This window comes from Dechloromonas sp. TW-R-39-2, assembly GCF_016864195.1.
Taxonomy (GTDB): domain Bacteria; phylum Pseudomonadota; class Gammaproteobacteria; order Burkholderiales; family Rhodocyclaceae; genus Azonexus.
On record NZ_CP045202.1, the window covers coordinates 3,043,453 to 3,060,493 of the forward strand.

The following is a 17,041-nucleotide window of genomic DNA, read 5'->3' on the forward strand; positions in this document are numbered from 1 at the left end:
GGTTTGTCGACATCGGCTTATCCGATGACCTTGCGCACGACTTCAATCAGTTTCTGCGGATCAAACGGTTTGACCAGCCAACCTGTTGCTCCGGCAGCGCGTCCCTGAGCCTTCATGGCATCGGATGACTCGGTCGTCAGCATCAGGATCGGCGTTGACGCGTATTGCGGCATACCACGCAAATTTTTAATCAAGGACAGTCCATCCATGCGCGGCATATTCTGGTCGGTCAGGACCAGATTGACGCTTCTCGTCTTGGCTTTGTCGAGGCCATCCATCCCATCAACGGCTTCAACTACATCGTAGCCAGCGCTTTTCAGGGTGAACGACACCATCTGACGGATGGAGGCGGAGTCATCAACTGCAAGAATGGTTTTTGCCATTTTTTCCTCGTATATAAATCAGAACAACTCAACTTCACCGCTGTCGTAGCCGGTTTGACTGACTGGATTGTTACTTACGCCCTGTTTAAGAGCATTCAATTTTTCGGAGAGCATGTCCACATGTTCCCGCAGATTATCCAACATTCGCAAGGCACCATCAGGGTCGCTGGTATTTTTGAGCGCAAGGGCCATCTGCTGCTCATCTTCCACCACTTCATCAAGTACATCCAGGCGACGTTTCACATGGCCCAGCAATTGGGTCACCATATCCTGGAACTGCAACGAAATAATTGCCTGATTAACCGCGGCCTCTACCTGCTCTGCAATCACATTCAACTCACCGACGGTTTCACCGGTTCGTCGATTCATCTCTTCAATTCCCGTCATGGCAACTTCCACATCACTTTTGGATGTCAGGGCAAAAGTCATGTCCTGAGCTGCCATCTGGTTAATCGCCTGTTCGGTGGCCTCAATAGTAAGCTGCATTTTGGCCAGTGCGCCTCTGATTTGAAGACTGAAGTGACTGGTCCGACCAGAAAGGTCCCGCACCTCATCGGCAACTACCGCAAACCCGCGCCCAGCCTCTCCCGCACGCGCAGCTTCTATCGCTGCATTCAGCGCGAGCAAATTGGTTTGTTTCGCAATGCCCTCGATCTCACCGAGCATGCCGCGCACATCCCGCATCTGCGTTGTAATCCGCTCGGTCATTTCAACCAGCGACATCGCCAGGCGTGAGTTCTCGACAACGCTATCAACAAACTGGCGCAAAGTTTCCGATGTCTTGGTCGCAAAATCTTGAAACTCAGCCACAGAGCTCCCATCGGCACCGCCAGCAACAATCTGCATGCCGAGTTGTTGCTGACGGCGAATTTGCAGATTCATGCTTTGAAAACTGCCAATCAACTGATCGATGGCTTCGGTAAAGATATTTTGTGCCCTGGAAACCTCACCCCGAATTTCAGTAAGCTGGGTAGCAAACTCAGTTGAAACACGAACAATTGCTTCACTGCTGTGCTCGGCAACCAAACGATCCGCACTCACCTGAATCGAGGAAAGAGGCTGACCCGCCGCAACACCTGTTGTACGGGAAACGGCAAACAACCACCCACCCACCAAAACGCACATCCCGCCAACAAATGAAAAAGAGCGTACCGCCGGATCGAATGCGAGCAATAACGCAAGTACGACCACTGAACATCCAAGGCCGATTGCCAGCAATTTACCGTTAGGTCTCATTCGGCTCCTTTTACCCGATCAGCAGGCGGACCTAACCCGAGGTGCCTTTTGCGACGCCGGGCAGAATCAGACCTTGGGGTACTGTTTCCGGATTGGCCACTTCCGACTCCGGCCCCTCTTCCTGCAGGATTGCATCCTCGGTCCGCTGGTTCAAGACAACGATACTAATGCGCCGGTTGACGGAGTTCAGCGGGTCATTCTTGTCGAACAGGACAGTAGATGCCAAACCGACCACTCTCAAAACCTTACCGTCCTCAAGCCCACCCAGAACCAACTCGCGCCGTGAAGCATTGGCCCGATTGGCGGACAACTCCCAATTCGAAAAACCTTGGGCGCCCCCGACGAATTGCGCCGCATCGGTATGCCCAGCCAGGCTGATCCGGTTGCTGACGCCATTCAATGCTTTCCCGATCTGGCGAAGGATGTCTCGCGTGTAGGGCTTCAAATCGGCACTACTTGAGTCGAACATCGGACGGTTTTGCTCATCGACGATCTGAATCCGCAAACCCTCGGAAGTAATATCGAGCAGCATCTGCTTTTTGAATTGCGCAAGCTGTGGGCTTTGCTCAATCATTTTTTGTATGTCAGCTTTGAGAACCTCGAGACGCTCCTGCTCTTTGCGACGAAACTCAACCTGAGCCTCTTTCGAGAACGAGGTGGTTTTTTTTGCCTCGACATCCCCTTGCTTCACTTGCCCGGCTTGGCGCGTCAAATCCTTGCCCCCACCCTGCAACACACTGGTTGCATCTCCAGACCCACTCCCCCCAGCCTGAGCGACCTTTACCGGATTCTGAAAGAAGGAAGCAATACCTTGCAGATCCCCCTTGGCGGTGGAGCCCAGCAACCACATCAAAAGGAAAAACGCCATCATTGCCGTCACAAAGTCAGCATAGGCAATTTTCCACGCACCGCCGTGCGCTCCGCCCGCAATGACTTTCTTGCGTTTGATGACTATAGGGCGGGTAGAGTCGTCGCTCATTTATCTGGCTCTGTTTTATGTAGCGTCGTTACTTGCCTTTACGTGACTTGAGGTCTTCCTCAAGCTCACGGAAACTCGGGCGAGAATGCGAGTTCAGCGTTTTGCGCCCGAACTCTACTGCGACCTGAGGGGCATAACCGGACATCGAAGCCAGCAGCACCATTTTGATCATCTGGTAAATTTTTGCGTCTTCGTGGGCTTTTTGTTCAAGCAACTTGGCAATCGGTTCGACAAAGCCATAGGCAATCAGAATACCCAGGAAGGTACCGACCAACGCGCCGCCGATCATCTTGCCAAGAACAGCAGGAGGACTGCCCACCGAGCCCATCACGTTAACCACGCCCATCACCGCAACCACAATACCGAACGCAGGAACCGAACCGGCAATATTTGCCACCACATGGCCTGGTTCGGCAGCTTCGTGATGATGCGTTTCCAGTTCAACGTCCATCAGACTTTCGATTTCAACCGTATTCAGATTACCGCCCACCATCATGCGCAAGTAATCGGTCACAAACTCCATCACATGATGGTCGTGCACCAACCCAGGGTACTTGCTGAAAATAGGGCTGGCATCCGGGTTCTCAATGTCACTTTCGATCGACATCAAACCCTCTTTGCGCACCTTGCCAAGAATTTCAAACAGCATGGCCAGCGCATCGATGTAATACGCCTTGGTGAACTTTGAGCCCTTCAAGATACCGGGTACGGCACCAACAGTCGCCTTGATGACGCCAATACTGTTCGAGGCAATGAAGTATCCGATCGTCAGGCCGATAATGGCGACGTATTCAAGCGGAACCCAAAGCGCAAGAAGACTGCCGTGAACAGCGTAAGTGCCCAGCGCAGCCGCAAGAATGACGACATAACCAATGATCAGAAACATGTGGAACCCCCGACCGCGCCGATATCAAGCCGGCGCAGATGTCCTTATTAGTGTTCGCCATTGTAGCCACAGGCATCGACCGAGTGCAAAGGAAGAAATGCGTTTCCCCTTGCTCCATTGGTGATTCCGGGACTTGGCGAGTGATAAACTGCCTAATCTTTTACCGCCCATGCTTTCGATGATTCGCTACTGCAATTCTTGTGGTGCCACTGTCACACGCTTGATTCCTGCCGGCGACACCATGCTCCGCCACGTCTGCTCTCTGTGCGGGCACATTCACTACGAAAATCCACGAATGATCGTGGGCTGCATCGCCGAATGGTCAGGAAAAATACTACTTTGCCGACGTGCGATTGAGCCTCGAAAAGGATTCTGGACACTTCCCGCCGGCTTTATGGAAAACGGGGAGACGACGGCACAGGCTGCCAAACGCGAAACACTGGAAGAATCCGGAGCGACAGTCGAAATTGACCAGGCATTTGCGATGTTCAACATGGCTGAAATCAATCAAGTACATCTTTTTTACCGTGGGAAACTCTCATCTCCCAGTTATGCCGCAGGCGAAGAAAGCCTGGAAGTTGCCCTGTTCTTACCTGAAAATATTCCTTGGAAAACGCTATCTTTTGAAAGCGTCCATCATTGTATCGCCCTTTATTTAAAGGATCGCGACGCTGGAAGCTTCAACTTTCACGAAGCGGAACTAAGCGCACTGGAGTCTCACTCAGCAAGCCAAGAGTGAATCGGCACCACGAAGCTGAATGCTGATTGGCCCAGGGCCTCAGGTACAGGCGTAAAGCCGACCGCCCTTTTGAGCGATTCATAGGCAAAATCATCCAGCGTACGATTTCCACTAGAACGCACCAGAACGACCCCGGGAATGTTGCTGCCGTGCATGCTTTCGACCCGTAGCAACACAACATCCTCTGCCAAGCCCCCTGTTGCCACAGCGACAGGGGGACGCCATCCCCGCATTTTTCTTGCCAGATCAAAGCGATATTGTTGAATCCCCTCGCGATTAACGACACTCCCGCCATCAGCCGTCAAATCAGACTCGGCTGACCGGATACCAGACTCAGTATTCCGTATGGCAGCCTTGGTTGCTGCGTCACTGGAAGTACGCTCACCAAGTTCAGCTTTTTTCGGATTTAATGACCGTTGACCGCGACGTTGCGCCGCCTGCACCTGTTTTCCTGCCGAAAAATCAGGCGTTGGTTCACTTTTCTGCGTTTCAAGTCGGACAGGAGCAATCGTTACGTCGATACGTCTTGCTGGCCGAGCAGAACCTTTTGAGACTGCGGCCCAACCCCCTAGAAAAAACAGGTGAACCACTAAAGAAAGCAGAAGTGCCTTGAATAGTTTTCTTGTTCCCAAAAACAAAATCCCCCGGCAGAAAACCTGCACGGGGGAATAATCCGCCCACCGGGGCGAAATGACAAATAAATTTACTTGCCGAGACCGCGGGACTCTTCCTCAACCTTACTGGAATACAATTTGCCCATGATCACCCCGATCACCAAGACGCCAACAATAACGCCCAAGCTCATCAGACCAATATCACTGCCAAACAACAGTTCCCATGCCATATGTCACCTCCCGTAGCTAAAAAATTACTTCTCAAGTTTGGTTTCCAGCCGAAGCGGCTCGCCAGAATCAGCAACCCACTCCCCTTGCAAGCGCCACTGGCCAGCCGGATCCTCTATTGAAATTACCCAACGACCACTCACATCAGCAAGCAATTGCCCACTGTAAAACCCTTGCCCTTCCGCTTTCATCTCGACCAGTTGATCCTGTCCGGCACGAGTCGGATGTGCCAACTTCACCACAAGCGTCTCAGGTAACGAGACCTCGGCGGCCGCGCCAAGCAGCAACCGAACCTTGCCGTCCGAGCGCATCAAATCTGCATGCAAACCAAGAGCGCTAGCTTGGTGATCACGATGCATGCGCTGATTGACGGCGAGTCCCTGCTTGTAATAATCATCAGTAACCAGACCGTCATTACTGACCACAGCCAGCCAGACAGTTACAACACCAGCGACAATCACCAACCCCGGCCCCGCCATCAAGATCCAGGGCCACGGGTGCTTGTACCAAGCTGATTTATCACGCATTGTCATTGAAATACTCATATCAGGGCATCAAAAAAGTGGCCTTTTCACGAACAGAAATATGATCGTGACCGAGAGCCTTTATATCGAAAAAAATCGAGTTGGCGCCTTTATTCCCAACATCTGGCGGCACACGAACCACAACCGTTATTTCATGATTCTCGGCACTGCCAACCGAAACGCTGGGTTCTCCGACGATTTCTGCACCACCAAGACCATCGACTTTCAGTGCATATCGTTGAGCCGCCTCTGTCGTATTCATGATCTTCAGGTTGTAAACATTCTCGATGCGACCATCTTCTGCCTCACGAGCAAGAAGTGAGCGATCCCGAATAACGTCCACTTTCAATGGAACTCGAACCGCCAAAGAAACCGCCGAAGCCAGCGTAATCGCCACAAGAATTGCGGTGTACACCATAATCCGGGGCCGCAAAATATGTTTGGCGATATCTGTCGGGGAAAAATGTCTGGCCAGTGCGTTTTCTGTTGTGTACCGAATCAAGCCACGCGGTGCCCCAATTTTTTCCATCACCGGATCGCACGCATCAATGCAGGCGCCGCAGCCAATACATTCGTACTGAATCCCCTTGCGAATATCAATCCCCGTTGGGCACACCACTACGCATAGGCCACAATCGACGCAATCACCCAGTTGCAGCGATTTATCGACTTTCTTTTTTCTTGCCCCCCGCGGATCCCCTCGGGTTGCATCGTATGTAATGACCAGAGTATCCGGATCGAACATCACTCCCTGAAAACGAGCATAGGGGCACATGTATTTACAGACCTGCTCACGCAAAAAACCAGCTTGCATGTAGCAAAACCCTGCATAAAACAGCATCCAGAACAACTCCCAGCCAGACAGTCCAAACGGCAAGGCATTCAGCAGTTCAGCAACAGGCGTGAAATAAGCCACCAGAGTAAAGCCTGTCCACAACGACAAGACTATCCAAATAAGATGCTTCAGTGCCTTCAGTCGAAACTTCCGGAATGTAATTTCGGCTTTATCGAGCTTCATGCGCGAAGCACGATCTCCTTCTACCCGGTTTTCGATCCACATGAATATTTCTGAATAAACAGTCTGTGGACATGCGTAGCCGCAAAAGAGCCGCCCGGCAATTGCAGTAAACAGGAAAAGAGCATACGCAGAAATAATCAGCAGCAGCGCCAGGTAAAAAACATCCTGCGGCCAGAGTACCAAGCCAAACAGATAAAACTTACGCTCAGCAAGGTGAAAAAGCACGGCCTGCCGATCATTCCACTGCAGCCATGGCGTGCCGAAAAAAATGATTTGCGTCAGCCAAACCAGTACCCAGCGCCAAGTATTCCACCATCCGCGGACATCTCGAATGTAGATTTTTTTGTGCTTTTCGTAGAAGGAAACGACTACGGGAGGCACGCTCTCCGAGAGAGAAGGAGGTGGTTCGGGAGAGATCATATGATTTTAGCCGTATCAAAATTCCGCTTTTGCGTCAATTCACCCTGCCGAATAACGCAATTTTGGTACGGGAAAACTCCGTAGGAAAAACGGGGCGGATCACCGCCCCGTTTCAAGCCAATTACTTGGCGCCTTGGCTCAAGCTGAACACATAGGCAGACAACAAATGCACCTTGGCTTCGCCAAGGAATTCCTTCCAGGCCGGCATCTTGTTCTGACGACCATTGTTGATCGTTTCAGAGATGGTTGCTTCAGATGAACCGTAGAGCCAGACTTTGTCAGTCAGGTTGGGAGCACCAACAGCATGCATCCCCTTGCCTTCAGGACCATGACAGCCCAGGCAACCGGCAGAAGCAAAGGCTTCCTTGCCCTTGGCAGCACGCACGGAGTCGCTCGGCAAACCAGAGAGGGAACGAACGAAATTGGCCAAGTCCTTCACAGTATCAGCACCCAACTGAGCGTGCGGAGGCATGACGCCCATACGACCATCAGCAATGGTTTGTTTGATCTGTTCCGGCTCACCGCCATACAGCCAATCACTGTCGGTCAGGTTCGGGAAGCCCTTGGCTCCACGCGCATCAGCACCGTGACATTGCATGCAGTAGGTCAGAAAAAGACGTTTGCCCATTTCCATCGCCTGCTTATCTGCAGCCACCGCCTTGACATCCATCGCCAGGTATTTGTCGAACAACGGCTTGACCGCTGCATCGACTTTAGCCACCTCGGCTTTGTGCTGACCAACAGCCGTCCAGCCCAGCATCCCCTTGAAGTTGCCAAGTCCCGGATAGAGCGCCAAATAAACAAACGCAAAAATCACGGTAATGACAAACATCCAGGTCCACCAGCGTGGCATTGGATTGTTGTACTCCTCAAGAGTCTCATCCCAAACATGACCCATGGTCTTGCCAGGAGTGAAAGTCGCTTTGCCCTGAATGATCAGCAGTGCAACACAGGCAAGAATACTTCCCGTGACGATCACTACGACGTACAGGTTCCAAAAATCGCTAACGAAATCGCTCATTTGCTTTCCTTTATCTCAGCGCTGGTGCGATGTACGAGACACCGCACCGTCGTCATCATTCCCTGCGAACGGCAAGTTTGCAGCTTCTTCAAACCCCTTTTTGCTGCCTTTGCCGTAAGCCCATGCAACAATCCCCAGGAAGCAGAGCAACCCTAAAACTGTTGTGATGGAACGCAGATCATTGATGTCCATGGCTTATTGCTTCATGGTGCTCAGTGCAGTACCCAGGCCTTGCAGGTATGCAATGAGAACATCCATTTCCGTCTTGTCACCGATAGCGGCTTTGGCAGCCTTGATATCTTCATCGGTATAAGTCGGGATACTCCGTGCATTAGCGTAGCCACGCATCACCTGCATCTTGGCTTCGATATCAGCGCCAACCGAATCCTTAGCCTTGGTATTTGCCAGGAAGGCAAAAGCCGGCATGTTGGACTCTGGCACCACGTCGCGAGGATTCATCAAGTGTGCACGCTGCCACTCATCGGAGTAACGGCCGCCAACGCGATGCAGATCCGGACCGGTACGCTTCGAACCCCACTGGAACGGGTGATCGTAGACATATTCACCAGCAACCGAATAGTGGCCGTAGCGCTCAGTCTCTGCACGGAACGGGCGAATCATCTGCGAATGGCAGAGGAAACAACCCTCGCGAACATAAATATCGCGACCGGCCAGTTGGACTGCCGAATAAGGCTTCAGACCTTCAACCGGTGTCGTGGTCGACTTCTGGAAAAAGAGCGGAACGATTTCGAGCAGACCACCCCAAATCACGGTAAGCAGCGTCAGAACGATGAGCAGACCAACGCTTTTTTCAATTTGCTCGTGCTTGATCATTATTATTTCTCCCTAATCAGGCGTGGTGAGCGACCGGAACAACCACCGGCACGTCTTGCGTCTTGCCACCAGCAATCGTCTTGAACATGTTATAGGCCATGATCAGCATGCCGGACAGGAACAGAACGCCACCCAACCAACGGATCGCCCAGAACGGATAGGAACCCTTGACTGACTCGACGAAGCTGTAAGCCAGCGTACCGTCGGCATTCACTGCGCGCCACATCAGACCCTGCATCACACCGGCAATCCACATCGAAGCGATATACAGCACGGTACCGATGGTGGCGATCCAGAAGTGGGTCGTAACCAGCTTGGTGCTATACATTTCCGACTTGCCAAAGAGTTTCGGCAGAAGATAGTAGATCGAACCGATCGACACCATGGCAACCCAACCAAGGGCGCCAGAGTGCACATGACCAACAGTCCAGTCGGTGTAGTGCGACAGCGCATTGACGGTCTTGATGGACATCATCGGGCCTTCGAAGGTAGACATACCGTAGAAGGACAGCGAAGTGATCAGGAACTTCAGGACGGGGTCGTCGCGCAGCTTATGCCATGCGCCAGACAGCGTCATGATGCCGTTGATCATGCCACCCCAGGACGGAGCCAGCAGAATCAGCGAAAAGATCATACCGACAGACTGGGTCCAATCCGGCAGTGCGGTGTAGTGCAGATGGTGAGGACCTGCCCACATGTAGGTGAAGATCAGGGCCCAGAAGTGCACAACAGAAAGGCGATAGGAGTAAACCGGACGACCAGCCTGCTTCGGCACGAAGTAATACATCATGCCCAGGAAGCCTGCGGTCAGGAAGAAACCTACGGCATTGTGACCGTACCACCACTGGATCATTGCATCCTGAACACCGGAGTACACCGAGTAGGACTTGGTCAGCGAAACCGGAACGGCTGCACTGTTAACCAGATGCAGAAGAGCAACGGCGATGATGAAGGCACCAAAGAACCAGTTGGCCACATAAATGTGGGAAACCGTACGCTTGGCAACTGTTCCGAAGAAAACCAGTGCATATGAAACCCAGACCAGCGTGATCAGGATATCGATCGGCCATTCGAGTTCAGCATATTCCTTGCCGGAGGTAATACCCAAAGGCAGGGTAATTGCAGCCAGAAGAATAATGACTTGCCAGCCCCAGAACGTAAAGGGAACCAGCGGACCGCCCCAAAGGCGGGCGTGACTGGTACGTTGAACACACCAGTAAGAAGTTGCAAAAAGCGCACAGCCACCAAATGCAAAAATAACCGCATTGGTGTGCAACGGACGAAGACGCCCGAAGTGTAGCCAAGGGCCGATATTCAGCTCCGGCCACACAAGTTGTGCAGCAATGATGACACCGACAAGCATGCCGACGATGCCCCAAATGACGGTCATGACAGCAAACTGCCGTACGACCTTATCGTTATATGTGGTTTGCGATCCAGACATGAACCCACCTCTCGTTAATAAAAAACGGAATGCACACCTCCCTAAACCCAAGGTGGCACTTGAATGCGGATAGTATTCTAGATTAGTGGCGACGTTTTGACCTAGATCAACCTACCGACTATCTAAGCCGAATTAGTTCCAAGTAATTAGGGAGCACGTCAAATTGGGGATTTGTGGACAAAAAAAGGGTGCGTCGCAACGCACCCCAACCCCAACAGAGAATGTTCGTGAGGCACTTACCTCACACAGACAGCATAGTGCCAAGAACGCGTCTGACTAACGTTGATTCAGGTCAAACATTCTCTGCTTTTTCGGAATCCTTGGCTTTCGGCTCAGACTTGGGCATTTCATCATCCATCAGAACCCGAAACCCCGGCCCCTCAAGGTCATCGAACTGCCCGCTACGCACCGACCACCAGAAGGCAAAGGCGATACCGAAGACCAGGATGACCGAAATGGGAATCAACAGATAAATACTTTCCATCAATCATGCTCCTGCTTCTGAATACGCAACGAGTTAAGAACAACGAGCAGGGAGCTGGCCGACATGCCGATCCCTGCCAACCAAGGCGTTACCCACCCGGCAATCGCCAGTGGCAAAGCGACGAAATTGTAGGCGAAAGACCACCATAGATTCTGGCGGATGATGCGCAGGGTTTTCTCCGCCCTGAGCAAACCTCTCCGCAAGTGATCCAGGTTTTCCGAAAGCAGGACAAAATCCGACTGCGTTCGGGCCAGCTGAGCACCTCCTCCCATGGCAACAGACACCTGGGCTTGAGCCAACACCGGCGCATCGTTGACCCCGTCTCCGACCATTGCGACCACCGCCCCCTCCGCTTGAAGAGTAACAACGCATTCATGCTTCCCTTGCGGCGTCACACCCGCACGCACATCATCAATCCCGATCAAGGCCGCAACACGCCGGGCGACAGAAGGAGCGTCGCCGGTCAGCAAAACAACTTTTTTCCCCGCCTGTTTCAAGGCATCGACCAACGCCTTGGACTCGTCGCGAATTTCATCGCCGATCCGGAACAAGGCCAGGCAACCTCGCTCATCGCCCAGGACAACCACCGTATCTCCGCTTTCCAGCCAGTTGACCGCAGCATCCGGCAAGACGCCGCCACCAAGACCCAAAACATAAGCAGGCCGGCCGATGCGATAGCGCTTGCCAGCCACGAGCGCCTCAACCCCTTGACCTGGCTCGCTAATAACCTGCTCCGCCGAAAAAGCATCAACGTCTGAAGCCCGGCACAGCGCGACCGCCACAGGATGCTCCGACGAACGCTCAAGTGCTGCTGCAACCTGCAAACAAGCAGCTCGAGGGAGATCGCTCACGGGCATCACATCAATCAAACGCATTCTTCCTGTTGTCAGCGTCCCGGTTTTGTCAAAAACAAAATGGCTGGCCCGGGCAAGCGTTTCGATCGCATGGCCACGCGTAACCAGCAAACCGTCCTTGGCCAGGGCCCCGGCTGAAACAGTCAAGGCAATCGGCGTGGCCAGCGAAAGCGCACACGGACAAGTCACAACCAGCACCGACACGGTGATCCACAACATTTTTGATGGATCGACAAAGTACCAACCAACCGCAACCAGCATCGCCACTAGTAAAAGAACCGCGACGAAGTAGCTGGCAACACGGTCGGCCATCTCGACGATTTTCGGCTTTTCGGCAGCCGCTCGCTCCATAAGCTGGATGATTGCGGACAGCCGCGTCGTCTCGCCGACCTGTTCGACGCGCACGATCAACGGACTTTCTGCATTCACCGAGCCACCGGTCACAGGATCTCCCGGCATTTTGGGCACCGGCTTGCTCTCACCGGTTAACAAGGCTTCACTGGTACAACTGACACCTTCAACGACCCGCCCGTCGGCCGGAATAGTGTCACCAGCCCGAACCAGAATGTGATCGCCCGGCACAAGATCGGCGACGATTTTCTGCTCAGGCGTACGGTCGACCGGGAAATTCGGGAGTTTTTGTGCAAAAGCCGGCAATAGCTTGGCCAGCGCCTCCGTCACGCTCAAGGCTTTCTGGCGAGCGGTCATTTCCAGGAAACGGCCGCCCAGCAAGAAAAAGACAAACATGGTGACCGAGTCGAAATAAACCTCGCCGGACTGGGTCACCGTCGCCCAGAGGCTGGCAACAAATGCCGCGCCAACCCCCAGCGCGACAGGCACGTCCATCCCAACACGACGCAACATCAAATCGCGCCAGGCATGCCGAAAGAACGGGGCTGATGAGTAAAAAATCACCGGCAAGGTCAGCACCAGACTGGCCCAGCGCATCAGGCTTTCGGCATCAGCGGTCATTTCGCCATCTGCGATATACACCGGAAAGGCATACATCATGACCTGCATCATGCCAAACCCGGCCACCCACAAGCGCCAGAGGGCGTCACGCCGCTCCTCACGGGATATCTCTTCATTTTTGGCAGCATCGTAGGGATAGGCTCGATAGCCGATCGCCGCAATCGCACCAAGAATGTCGGATAGCCGGACCCGCGAATCATCCCAACGAACCCGCGCGCGCCGGGTGGCATAGTTGATATCAACCGCCGTCACCCCCGGCAAGCGCCCGACATGCTGCTCATTGAGCCAGATGCAGGCGGCGCAGGTGATCCCTTCAAGCAGCAGGGAAGCCTCGCGTTCGGTTTCCCCCAGGGCCTTGACGAAGCTTTTCTGGAAGTCGGCATGATCAAATAGCGCCAGCTGATCAAGAATCCCCGGCAAAGCTTCACGCTGGGACTCCGGCATGGCATCGCGACTGCGGTAATAGTCCGTCAATCCGTTATCGACAATCGACTGAGCCACAGCCTGGCAGCCATAGCAACACATCGGACGAGGCTGGTCGGCAATCGTGACCGGCAGGTTTACATCGCCCGGGACAGGTTGACCGCAGTGATAACAAGAAGCTTGGGACATGCAATAAAAAAGGCACCGAAGTGCCTTTGGGGGTCGATGGCGGAGCCAAAGTATAGTTTATTTGGTCCCCATCCGGATGGCACCGTCGAGACGAATGACCTCTCCGTTCAGATAGGAATTCTCAGCGATATGCTTGACCAGATTGGCATATTCGGCAGGCTTGCCCATGCGCGAAGGGAACGGAACCATCTTGCCGAGGGAGTCCTGAACCTCTTGCGGCATACCAAGCAGCATCGGGGTTTCCATGATCCCCGGTGCAATAGTCATGACACGAATGCCGCTGCGCGACAACTCACGGGCAACAGGCAGGGTCAAGGCAACAATGCCGCCCTTCGACGCAGCATAGGCTGCCTGCCCAAGCTGACCTTCGTAAGCAGCCACGGATGCGGTATTAACAATCACGCCGCGCTCACCGCCTGCATCGGGCTCACCTTTCATCATGGCATCGGCGGCCAGACGAATCATGTTAAAAGTACCAACCAGATTGATGTTGATCACCTTGGCAAAGCTTTCGAGCTTGTGCGGGCCTTCCTTGCCAACCACTTTTTCAGCCGGAGCAACCCCCGCGCAATTGACCAGACCGTGCAAACCGCCAAATGCAGAAATTGCCGTCTGAATCGCGTTGACCGCAGAAGCCTCATTCGCCACATCGGTTTCAACAAATCGAGCACCAGCGCCAAGCTCTGCGGCCAGTTTTTCACCTGCATCACGATTCAGGTCCGCCAGGACAACTTTTGCACCCGCTTCGCTCAGCGTGCGTGCAGTCGCAGCGCCCAGACCAGAACCAGCCCCAGTCACCAGAAATACTTTATCTTTGATTTGCATTGCCGCTCTCTCCTTTAAAAACAACGAACATCGGCACCTTCTCCAGACGGTACCGTATGGAACAACGCATCATATTACAACGGCCTGAGAGGAAGACAGAAGCCCCCAGCCACAGAATCAAACCAGGCCCCTCACTCAAACCACGAAGGAATGATCTATGATGATCAAAAATTGATCCATCATCCCTTTCTCTGAAAACCTGCGCAGGCAATGCTTGACCCTAACAAATCGACCGTACTCATCGTCGATCCATCCGCCAGCAACCGATCACTGATCAGCGAATGCCTGGCCCAATTACCTGACGTACAAACGGTCGTTGCGGCAAACGGGGCACAGGCACTCAATCAGTTCTGCAAGCACCACCCCAGCCTGGTGCTGATGGATATCGCTCTGCACGACACCGACGGCCTATCCATCGCCAAAAGCATGCGATCCTGGGAGCGCTCGGCAGAACAACCGGGCGTCATGCCCTGGACGCCCATTGTTTTCCTGTCGACGGTCATGGACGAAGACATCCTGGCCGAGGGCATCATGGCCGGCGGTGATGATTTTTTGTACAAACCCGTTTCAGAAGTCGTTCTGCTCGCCAAAGTCCGCGCCTTGTTGCGCATTGTTTGCATGCAGAAAGAAATTCACGAAGCGCATCGCCAGATCAAGGCTCTTTCCCTGCTTGACGGACTGACCAACATCCCCAATCGCCGGCATTTTGACGAAACACTGCGCACAGAGTGGCGGCGCTGCTCACGCCTAAAAGCACCGTTGAGCATCGTCATCGGCGACGTTGATTTTTTCAAACAATTCAATGATATATACGGCCACCAAGCAGGTGACGAATGCCTGAAAGCGGTTGCCGGCGCACTCAACGAATCGCTGTTTCGTGTCGAAGATATTGTGGCGCGCTACGGCGGCGAAGAATTTGCTGCCATCCTGCCCGGCACCGATGCCATCGGAGCGCAAGCCGTTGCAGAGCGCATGCGTAGCTCCGCACGAGAATTGTGCATTCCACACCAAGGAGGCGTGGGAGGCCTGATTTCCTGCAGCTTTGGCGTCGCCAGCATGGTCCCATCCTGCGAAACCCCTGCCCCCCTACTACTACAGGCCGCCGATGAGTCCCTGTACGCCGCCAAACGCAATGGCCGGAACCAGATTCGCAGCCTGGATCAAGGGGCGCAAAAAACAGGATAAAAAAAGGGCTGCGAAAACGCAGCCCTTGGTATTTCTGGTGCCGGAGATAGGAGTCGAACCTACGACCTTCGCATTACGAATGCGCTGCTCTACCAACTGAGCTACACCGGCACACTGCTTGTCACGAAGCAGAAATCTTTGTTTTATAAAGCTTCTGAAGTTCGCGCCGAAGCACAGCGTAGAATTATAGCTTTCTATCCGCCTTTCAGGCAACGCCCCTCTCAATGAATCTGCTTCGAGCGCTGGCCACTGTCAGTGGAATGACCCTTCTTTCTCGCGTTCTCGGCTTTGTTCGCGATTTCGTAATTGCGCGTGCGTTTGGCGCCGGCCTGGCTACGGATGCATTTTTTGTCGCATTCAAACTCCCCAATCTACTTCGCAGAATGTTTGCCGAGGGGGCTTTCTCACAAGCATTCGTCCCCATCCTTGGCGAATATCGCAACAAACAGGGAGAAATAGAAACCAAGGCACTGGTCGACCATGTGGCCAGCCTGCTTGCCATGGCCTTGTTTGCCATCACCGCCATCGGCATCGCAACAGCACCTTTGCTGGTTTGGTTATCGGCACCGGGGTTTTCTGCCGATGCAGGTAAGTTCGAACTCACCGTAACACTCACCCGCATTACTTTCCCTTATATTTTCTTCATGTCGCTGGTGGCTCTTGCCGGAGGCATTCTCAATACGTGGAGCCGGTTTGCACTTCCTGCATTCACACCGGTGCTGCTCAATATTGCCTTCATCGGCATGGCGTTGTTCGCTGCCCCATATTTTGATCCACCCGTACTGGCACTGGCCTGGGCTGTATTTCTGGGCGGATTGCTGCAGCTTGCCATCCAGATTCCTGCCCTGAAAAAAATTGCCATGCTGCCTCGACCATCACTTAACTGGCAGGCAGCCTGGAAAAACCAGGGGGTTCGGCGCGTACTCATGCTAATGGCACCTGCCCTGATCGGCGTCTCGGTGTCTCAAATCAGCCTGCTGATCAACACCATCTTTGCTTCTTTCCTGGCAACTGGCAGCGTCTCATGGTTGTATTACGCTGACCGACTGATGGAGTTCCCATCTGGGATGCTGGGCGCAGCCCTGGGCACCATCCTGCTACCATCCTTGTCGCGCTACCACGCCAGCGCCAATCACGAAGAATACTCAAAGCTGCTTGACTGGGGGCTGCGCCTGACGCTGCTCCTCGCAGCACCAGCCGCCCTGGCTCTTGCCATTCTGGCGGTACCGCTCATCAGCACACTTTTTTTCCACGGCGCATTTTCTGTGGTGGACGTCCTGCACACCCGGGAAGCACTCGTTGCTTATGCTATCGGCCTGACGGGGCTGATCTTGGTCAAAGTGCTGGCCCCCGGATTTTATGCCCGGCAAAACGTCAGAACCCCGGTTCGCATTGCACTGATCTCCTTATTCGCGACACAAGCCATGAACCTGGCATTCATCGGCTGGTTGCAACATGCCGGACTGGCACTGTCGATCGGACTGGCGGCCTGTCTGAATGCAGCAATGCTCTACCGAGGCTTGCGCAAGCAAGAAATCTTTGCACCACAACCCGGCTGGGCAAAATTCATCACCAAACTAGTCCTGGCCATGCTCACCATGGGTGCGACACTTTGGTTTTCCATGGGGACAGAAACAAGCTGGCTGGAAAACTCGATGGTCGAACGCCTGGCTCGCCTTGCCTGGATCATCCCGCTTGGCGCAGGCAGTTATTTCGCTACACTATGGATTCTCGGCTTCCGCCTTGGCGACTTCAAACGTCGGGCGGCTGAATAACTAGGAGT

Annotated in this window: 18 protein-coding genes and 1 tRNA gene; 3 read left to right on the forward strand and 16 right to left on the reverse strand. The window is 53.6% G+C overall.

Going from position 1 to position 17,041, the window contains the following annotated elements:
• Positions 1–17: 17 nt before the first annotated feature.
• Genes GBK02_RS14715 through motA form a run of 4 tightly spaced genes read right to left on the reverse strand, consistent with a single transcriptional unit; the run spans position 18 to position 3,484 of the window.
• Positions 18–383 carry a response regulator gene (locus tag GBK02_RS14715; protein ID WP_203467360.1) on the reverse strand — a complete coding sequence of 122 codons (366 nt, stop codon included), beginning with the start codon at positions 381–383 and terminating at the stop codon, positions 18–20.
• A gap of 18 nt (positions 384–401) precedes the next feature.
• Positions 402–1,619, reverse strand: a complete 1,218-nt coding sequence (locus tag GBK02_RS14720; protein ID WP_203467361.1) for a methyl-accepting chemotaxis protein — start codon at positions 1,617–1,619, stop codon at positions 402–404.
• A gap of 31 nt (positions 1,620–1,650) precedes the next feature.
• Positions 1,651–2,598 carry a flagellar motor protein MotB gene (gene motB / locus GBK02_RS14725; RefSeq protein WP_203467362.1) on the reverse strand — a complete coding sequence of 316 codons (948 nt, stop codon included), beginning with the start codon at positions 2,596–2,598 and terminating at the stop codon, positions 1,651–1,653.
• A 28-nt stretch (positions 2,599–2,626) separates the two neighbouring features.
• Positions 2,627–3,484, reverse strand: coding sequence for a flagellar motor stator protein MotA (motA, locus tag GBK02_RS14730; protein WP_203467363.1), 858 nt, complete (start codon positions 3,482–3,484; stop codon positions 2,627–2,629).
• Between the two features lie 178 nt (positions 3,485–3,662).
• Between motA and GBK02_RS14735 the strand changes: the two genes are divergently transcribed.
• Positions 3,663–4,223, forward strand: coding sequence for an NUDIX hydrolase (locus GBK02_RS14735; RefSeq protein WP_371810519.1), 561 nt, complete (start codon positions 3,663–3,665; stop codon positions 4,221–4,223).
• On the opposite strand, the gene GBK02_RS14740 is transcribed toward GBK02_RS14735, so the two are convergent.
• The 11 genes from GBK02_RS14740 to GBK02_RS14790 form a co-directional block, all read right to left on the reverse strand.
• Positions 4,202–4,885: a hypothetical protein gene (locus GBK02_RS14740; protein ID WP_203467364.1), complete on the reverse strand. Its 684-nt coding sequence runs from the start codon at positions 4,883–4,885 to the stop codon at positions 4,202–4,204. The genes GBK02_RS14735 and GBK02_RS14740 overlap by 22 nt on opposite strands.
• Before the next feature lie 41 nt (positions 4,886–4,926).
• Positions 4,927–5,067 carry a DUF3149 domain-containing protein gene (locus tag GBK02_RS14745; RefSeq protein WP_203467365.1) on the reverse strand — a complete coding sequence of 47 codons (141 nt, stop codon included), beginning with the start codon at positions 5,065–5,067 and terminating at the stop codon, positions 4,927–4,929.
• A gap of 24 nt (positions 5,068–5,091) precedes the next feature.
• Complete coding sequence (locus GBK02_RS14750; RefSeq protein WP_239003054.1) at positions 5,092–5,598, reverse strand: FixH family protein; 507 nt, start codon at positions 5,596–5,598, stop codon at positions 5,092–5,094.
• A gap of 13 nt (positions 5,599–5,611) precedes the next feature.
• Positions 5,612–7,027, reverse strand: a complete 1,416-nt coding sequence (gene ccoG / locus GBK02_RS14755) for a cytochrome c oxidase accessory protein CcoG (protein WP_203467367.1) — start codon at positions 7,025–7,027, stop codon at positions 5,612–5,614.
• A 121-nt stretch (positions 7,028–7,148) separates the two neighbouring features.
• Entirely contained in the window at positions 7,149–8,048 is a 900-nt protein-coding gene (gene ccoP / locus GBK02_RS14760; protein ID WP_203467368.1) for a cytochrome-c oxidase, cbb3-type subunit III, read from the reverse strand.
• Positions 8,049–8,063: 15 nt separating this feature from the next.
• Positions 8,064–8,240: a cbb3-type cytochrome c oxidase subunit 3 gene (locus GBK02_RS14765; RefSeq protein WP_203467369.1), complete on the reverse strand. Its 177-nt coding sequence runs from the start codon at positions 8,238–8,240 to the stop codon at positions 8,064–8,066.
• Positions 8,241–8,243: 3 nt separating this feature from the next.
• Positions 8,244–8,879: a cytochrome-c oxidase, cbb3-type subunit II gene (ccoO, locus tag GBK02_RS14770; protein WP_203469430.1), complete on the reverse strand. Its 636-nt coding sequence runs from the start codon at positions 8,877–8,879 to the stop codon at positions 8,244–8,246.
• A gap of 19 nt (positions 8,880–8,898) precedes the next feature.
• Positions 8,899–10,326 carry a cytochrome-c oxidase, cbb3-type subunit I gene (gene ccoN, locus GBK02_RS14775; protein WP_203467370.1) on the reverse strand — a complete coding sequence of 476 codons (1,428 nt, stop codon included), beginning with the start codon at positions 10,324–10,326 and terminating at the stop codon, positions 8,899–8,901.
• Between the two features lie 292 nt (positions 10,327–10,618).
• Entirely contained in the window at positions 10,619–10,810 is a 192-nt protein-coding gene (gene ccoS / locus GBK02_RS14780; RefSeq protein ID WP_203467371.1) for a cbb3-type cytochrome oxidase assembly protein CcoS, read from the reverse strand.
• The gene (locus GBK02_RS14785; protein WP_203467372.1) at positions 10,810–13,248 is read right to left on the reverse strand and encodes a heavy metal translocating P-type ATPase; all 2,439 of its coding nucleotides are present in this window, start codon (positions 13,246–13,248) and stop codon (positions 10,810–10,812) included. Before GBK02_RS14785 ends, ccoS begins: the two co-directional genes overlap by 1 nt.
• 57 nt (positions 13,249–13,305) lie before the next feature.
• Complete coding sequence (locus GBK02_RS14790; protein WP_203467373.1) at positions 13,306–14,073, reverse strand: 3-hydroxyacyl-CoA dehydrogenase; 768 nt, start codon at positions 14,071–14,073, stop codon at positions 13,306–13,308.
• Positions 14,074–14,283: 210 nt separating this feature from the next.
• On the opposite strand from GBK02_RS14790, the gene GBK02_RS14795 reads away from it, so the two are divergent.
• Positions 14,284–15,258 (forward strand): diguanylate cyclase, encoded by a 975-nt coding sequence (locus GBK02_RS14795; protein WP_203467374.1) that lies wholly within the window; start codon positions 14,284–14,286, stop codon positions 15,256–15,258.
• A gap of 35 nt (positions 15,259–15,293) precedes the next feature.
• Here GBK02_RS14795 and GBK02_RS14800 read toward each other — a convergent pair.
• Positions 15,294–15,369 (reverse strand) — tRNA-Thr (locus tag GBK02_RS14800).
• 113 nt (positions 15,370–15,482) lie between these two features.
• Between GBK02_RS14800 and murJ the strand changes: the two genes are divergently transcribed.
• Entirely contained in the window at positions 15,483–17,033 is a 1,551-nt protein-coding gene (murJ, locus tag GBK02_RS14805; protein ID WP_203467375.1) for a murein biosynthesis integral membrane protein MurJ, read from the forward strand.
• The last annotated feature ends 8 nt before the right edge of the window (positions 17,034–17,041 follow it).

Excerpts from the sequence above, each read along its gene's own strand:
- ccoP (WP_203467368.1), bottom strand. The coding sequence starts at position 8,048 with ATGAGCGATTTCGTTAGCGATTTTTGGAACCTGTACGTCGTAGTGATC.
- ccoS (WP_203467371.1), bottom strand. The coding sequence starts at position 10,810 with ATGGAAAGTATTTATCTGTTGATTCCCATTTCGGTCATCCTGGTCTTC.
- GBK02_RS14720 (WP_203467361.1), bottom strand. The coding sequence starts at position 1,619 with ATGAGACCTAACGGTAAATTGCTGGCAATCGGCCTTGGATGTTCAGTG.
- GBK02_RS14765 (WP_203467369.1), bottom strand. The coding sequence starts at position 8,240 with ATGGACATCAATGATCTGCGTTCCATCACAACAGTTTTAGGGTTGCTC.
- murJ (WP_203467375.1), top strand. The coding sequence starts at position 15,483 with ATGAATCTGCTTCGAGCGCTGGCCACTGTCAGTGGAATGACCCTTCTT.
- GBK02_RS14715 (WP_203467360.1), bottom strand. The coding sequence starts at position 383 with ATGGCAAAAACCATTCTTGCAGTTGATGACTCCGCCTCCATCCGTCAG.
- ccoN (WP_203467370.1), bottom strand. The coding sequence starts at position 10,326 with ATGTCTGGATCGCAAACCACATATAACGATAAGGTCGTACGGCAGTTT.
- GBK02_RS14795 (WP_203467374.1), top strand. The coding sequence starts at position 14,284 with ATGCTTGACCCTAACAAATCGACCGTACTCATCGTCGATCCATCCGCC.
- GBK02_RS14750 (WP_239003054.1), bottom strand. The coding sequence starts at position 5,598 with ATGACAATGCGTGATAAATCAGCTTGGTACAAGCACCCGTGGCCCTGG.
- motB (WP_203467362.1), bottom strand. The coding sequence starts at position 2,598 with ATGAGCGACGACTCTACCCGCCCTATAGTCATCAAACGCAAGAAAGTC.
- ccoG (WP_203467367.1), bottom strand. The coding sequence starts at position 7,027 with ATGATCTCTCCCGAACCACCTCCTTCTCTCTCGGAGAGCGTGCCTCCC.
- motA (WP_203467363.1), bottom strand. The coding sequence starts at position 3,484 with ATGTTTCTGATCATTGGTTATGTCGTCATTCTTGCGGCTGCGCTGGGC.
- GBK02_RS14745 (WP_203467365.1), bottom strand. The coding sequence starts at position 5,067 with ATGGCATGGGAACTGTTGTTTGGCAGTGATATTGGTCTGATGAGCTTG.
- GBK02_RS14790 (WP_203467373.1), bottom strand. The coding sequence starts at position 14,073 with ATGCAAATCAAAGATAAAGTATTTCTGGTGACTGGGGCTGGTTCTGGT.
- GBK02_RS14735 (WP_371810519.1), top strand. The coding sequence starts at position 3,663 with ATGATTCGCTACTGCAATTCTTGTGGTGCCACTGTCACACGCTTGATT.
- GBK02_RS14785 (WP_203467372.1), bottom strand. The coding sequence starts at position 13,248 with ATGTCCCAAGCTTCTTGTTATCACTGCGGTCAACCTGTCCCGGGCGAT.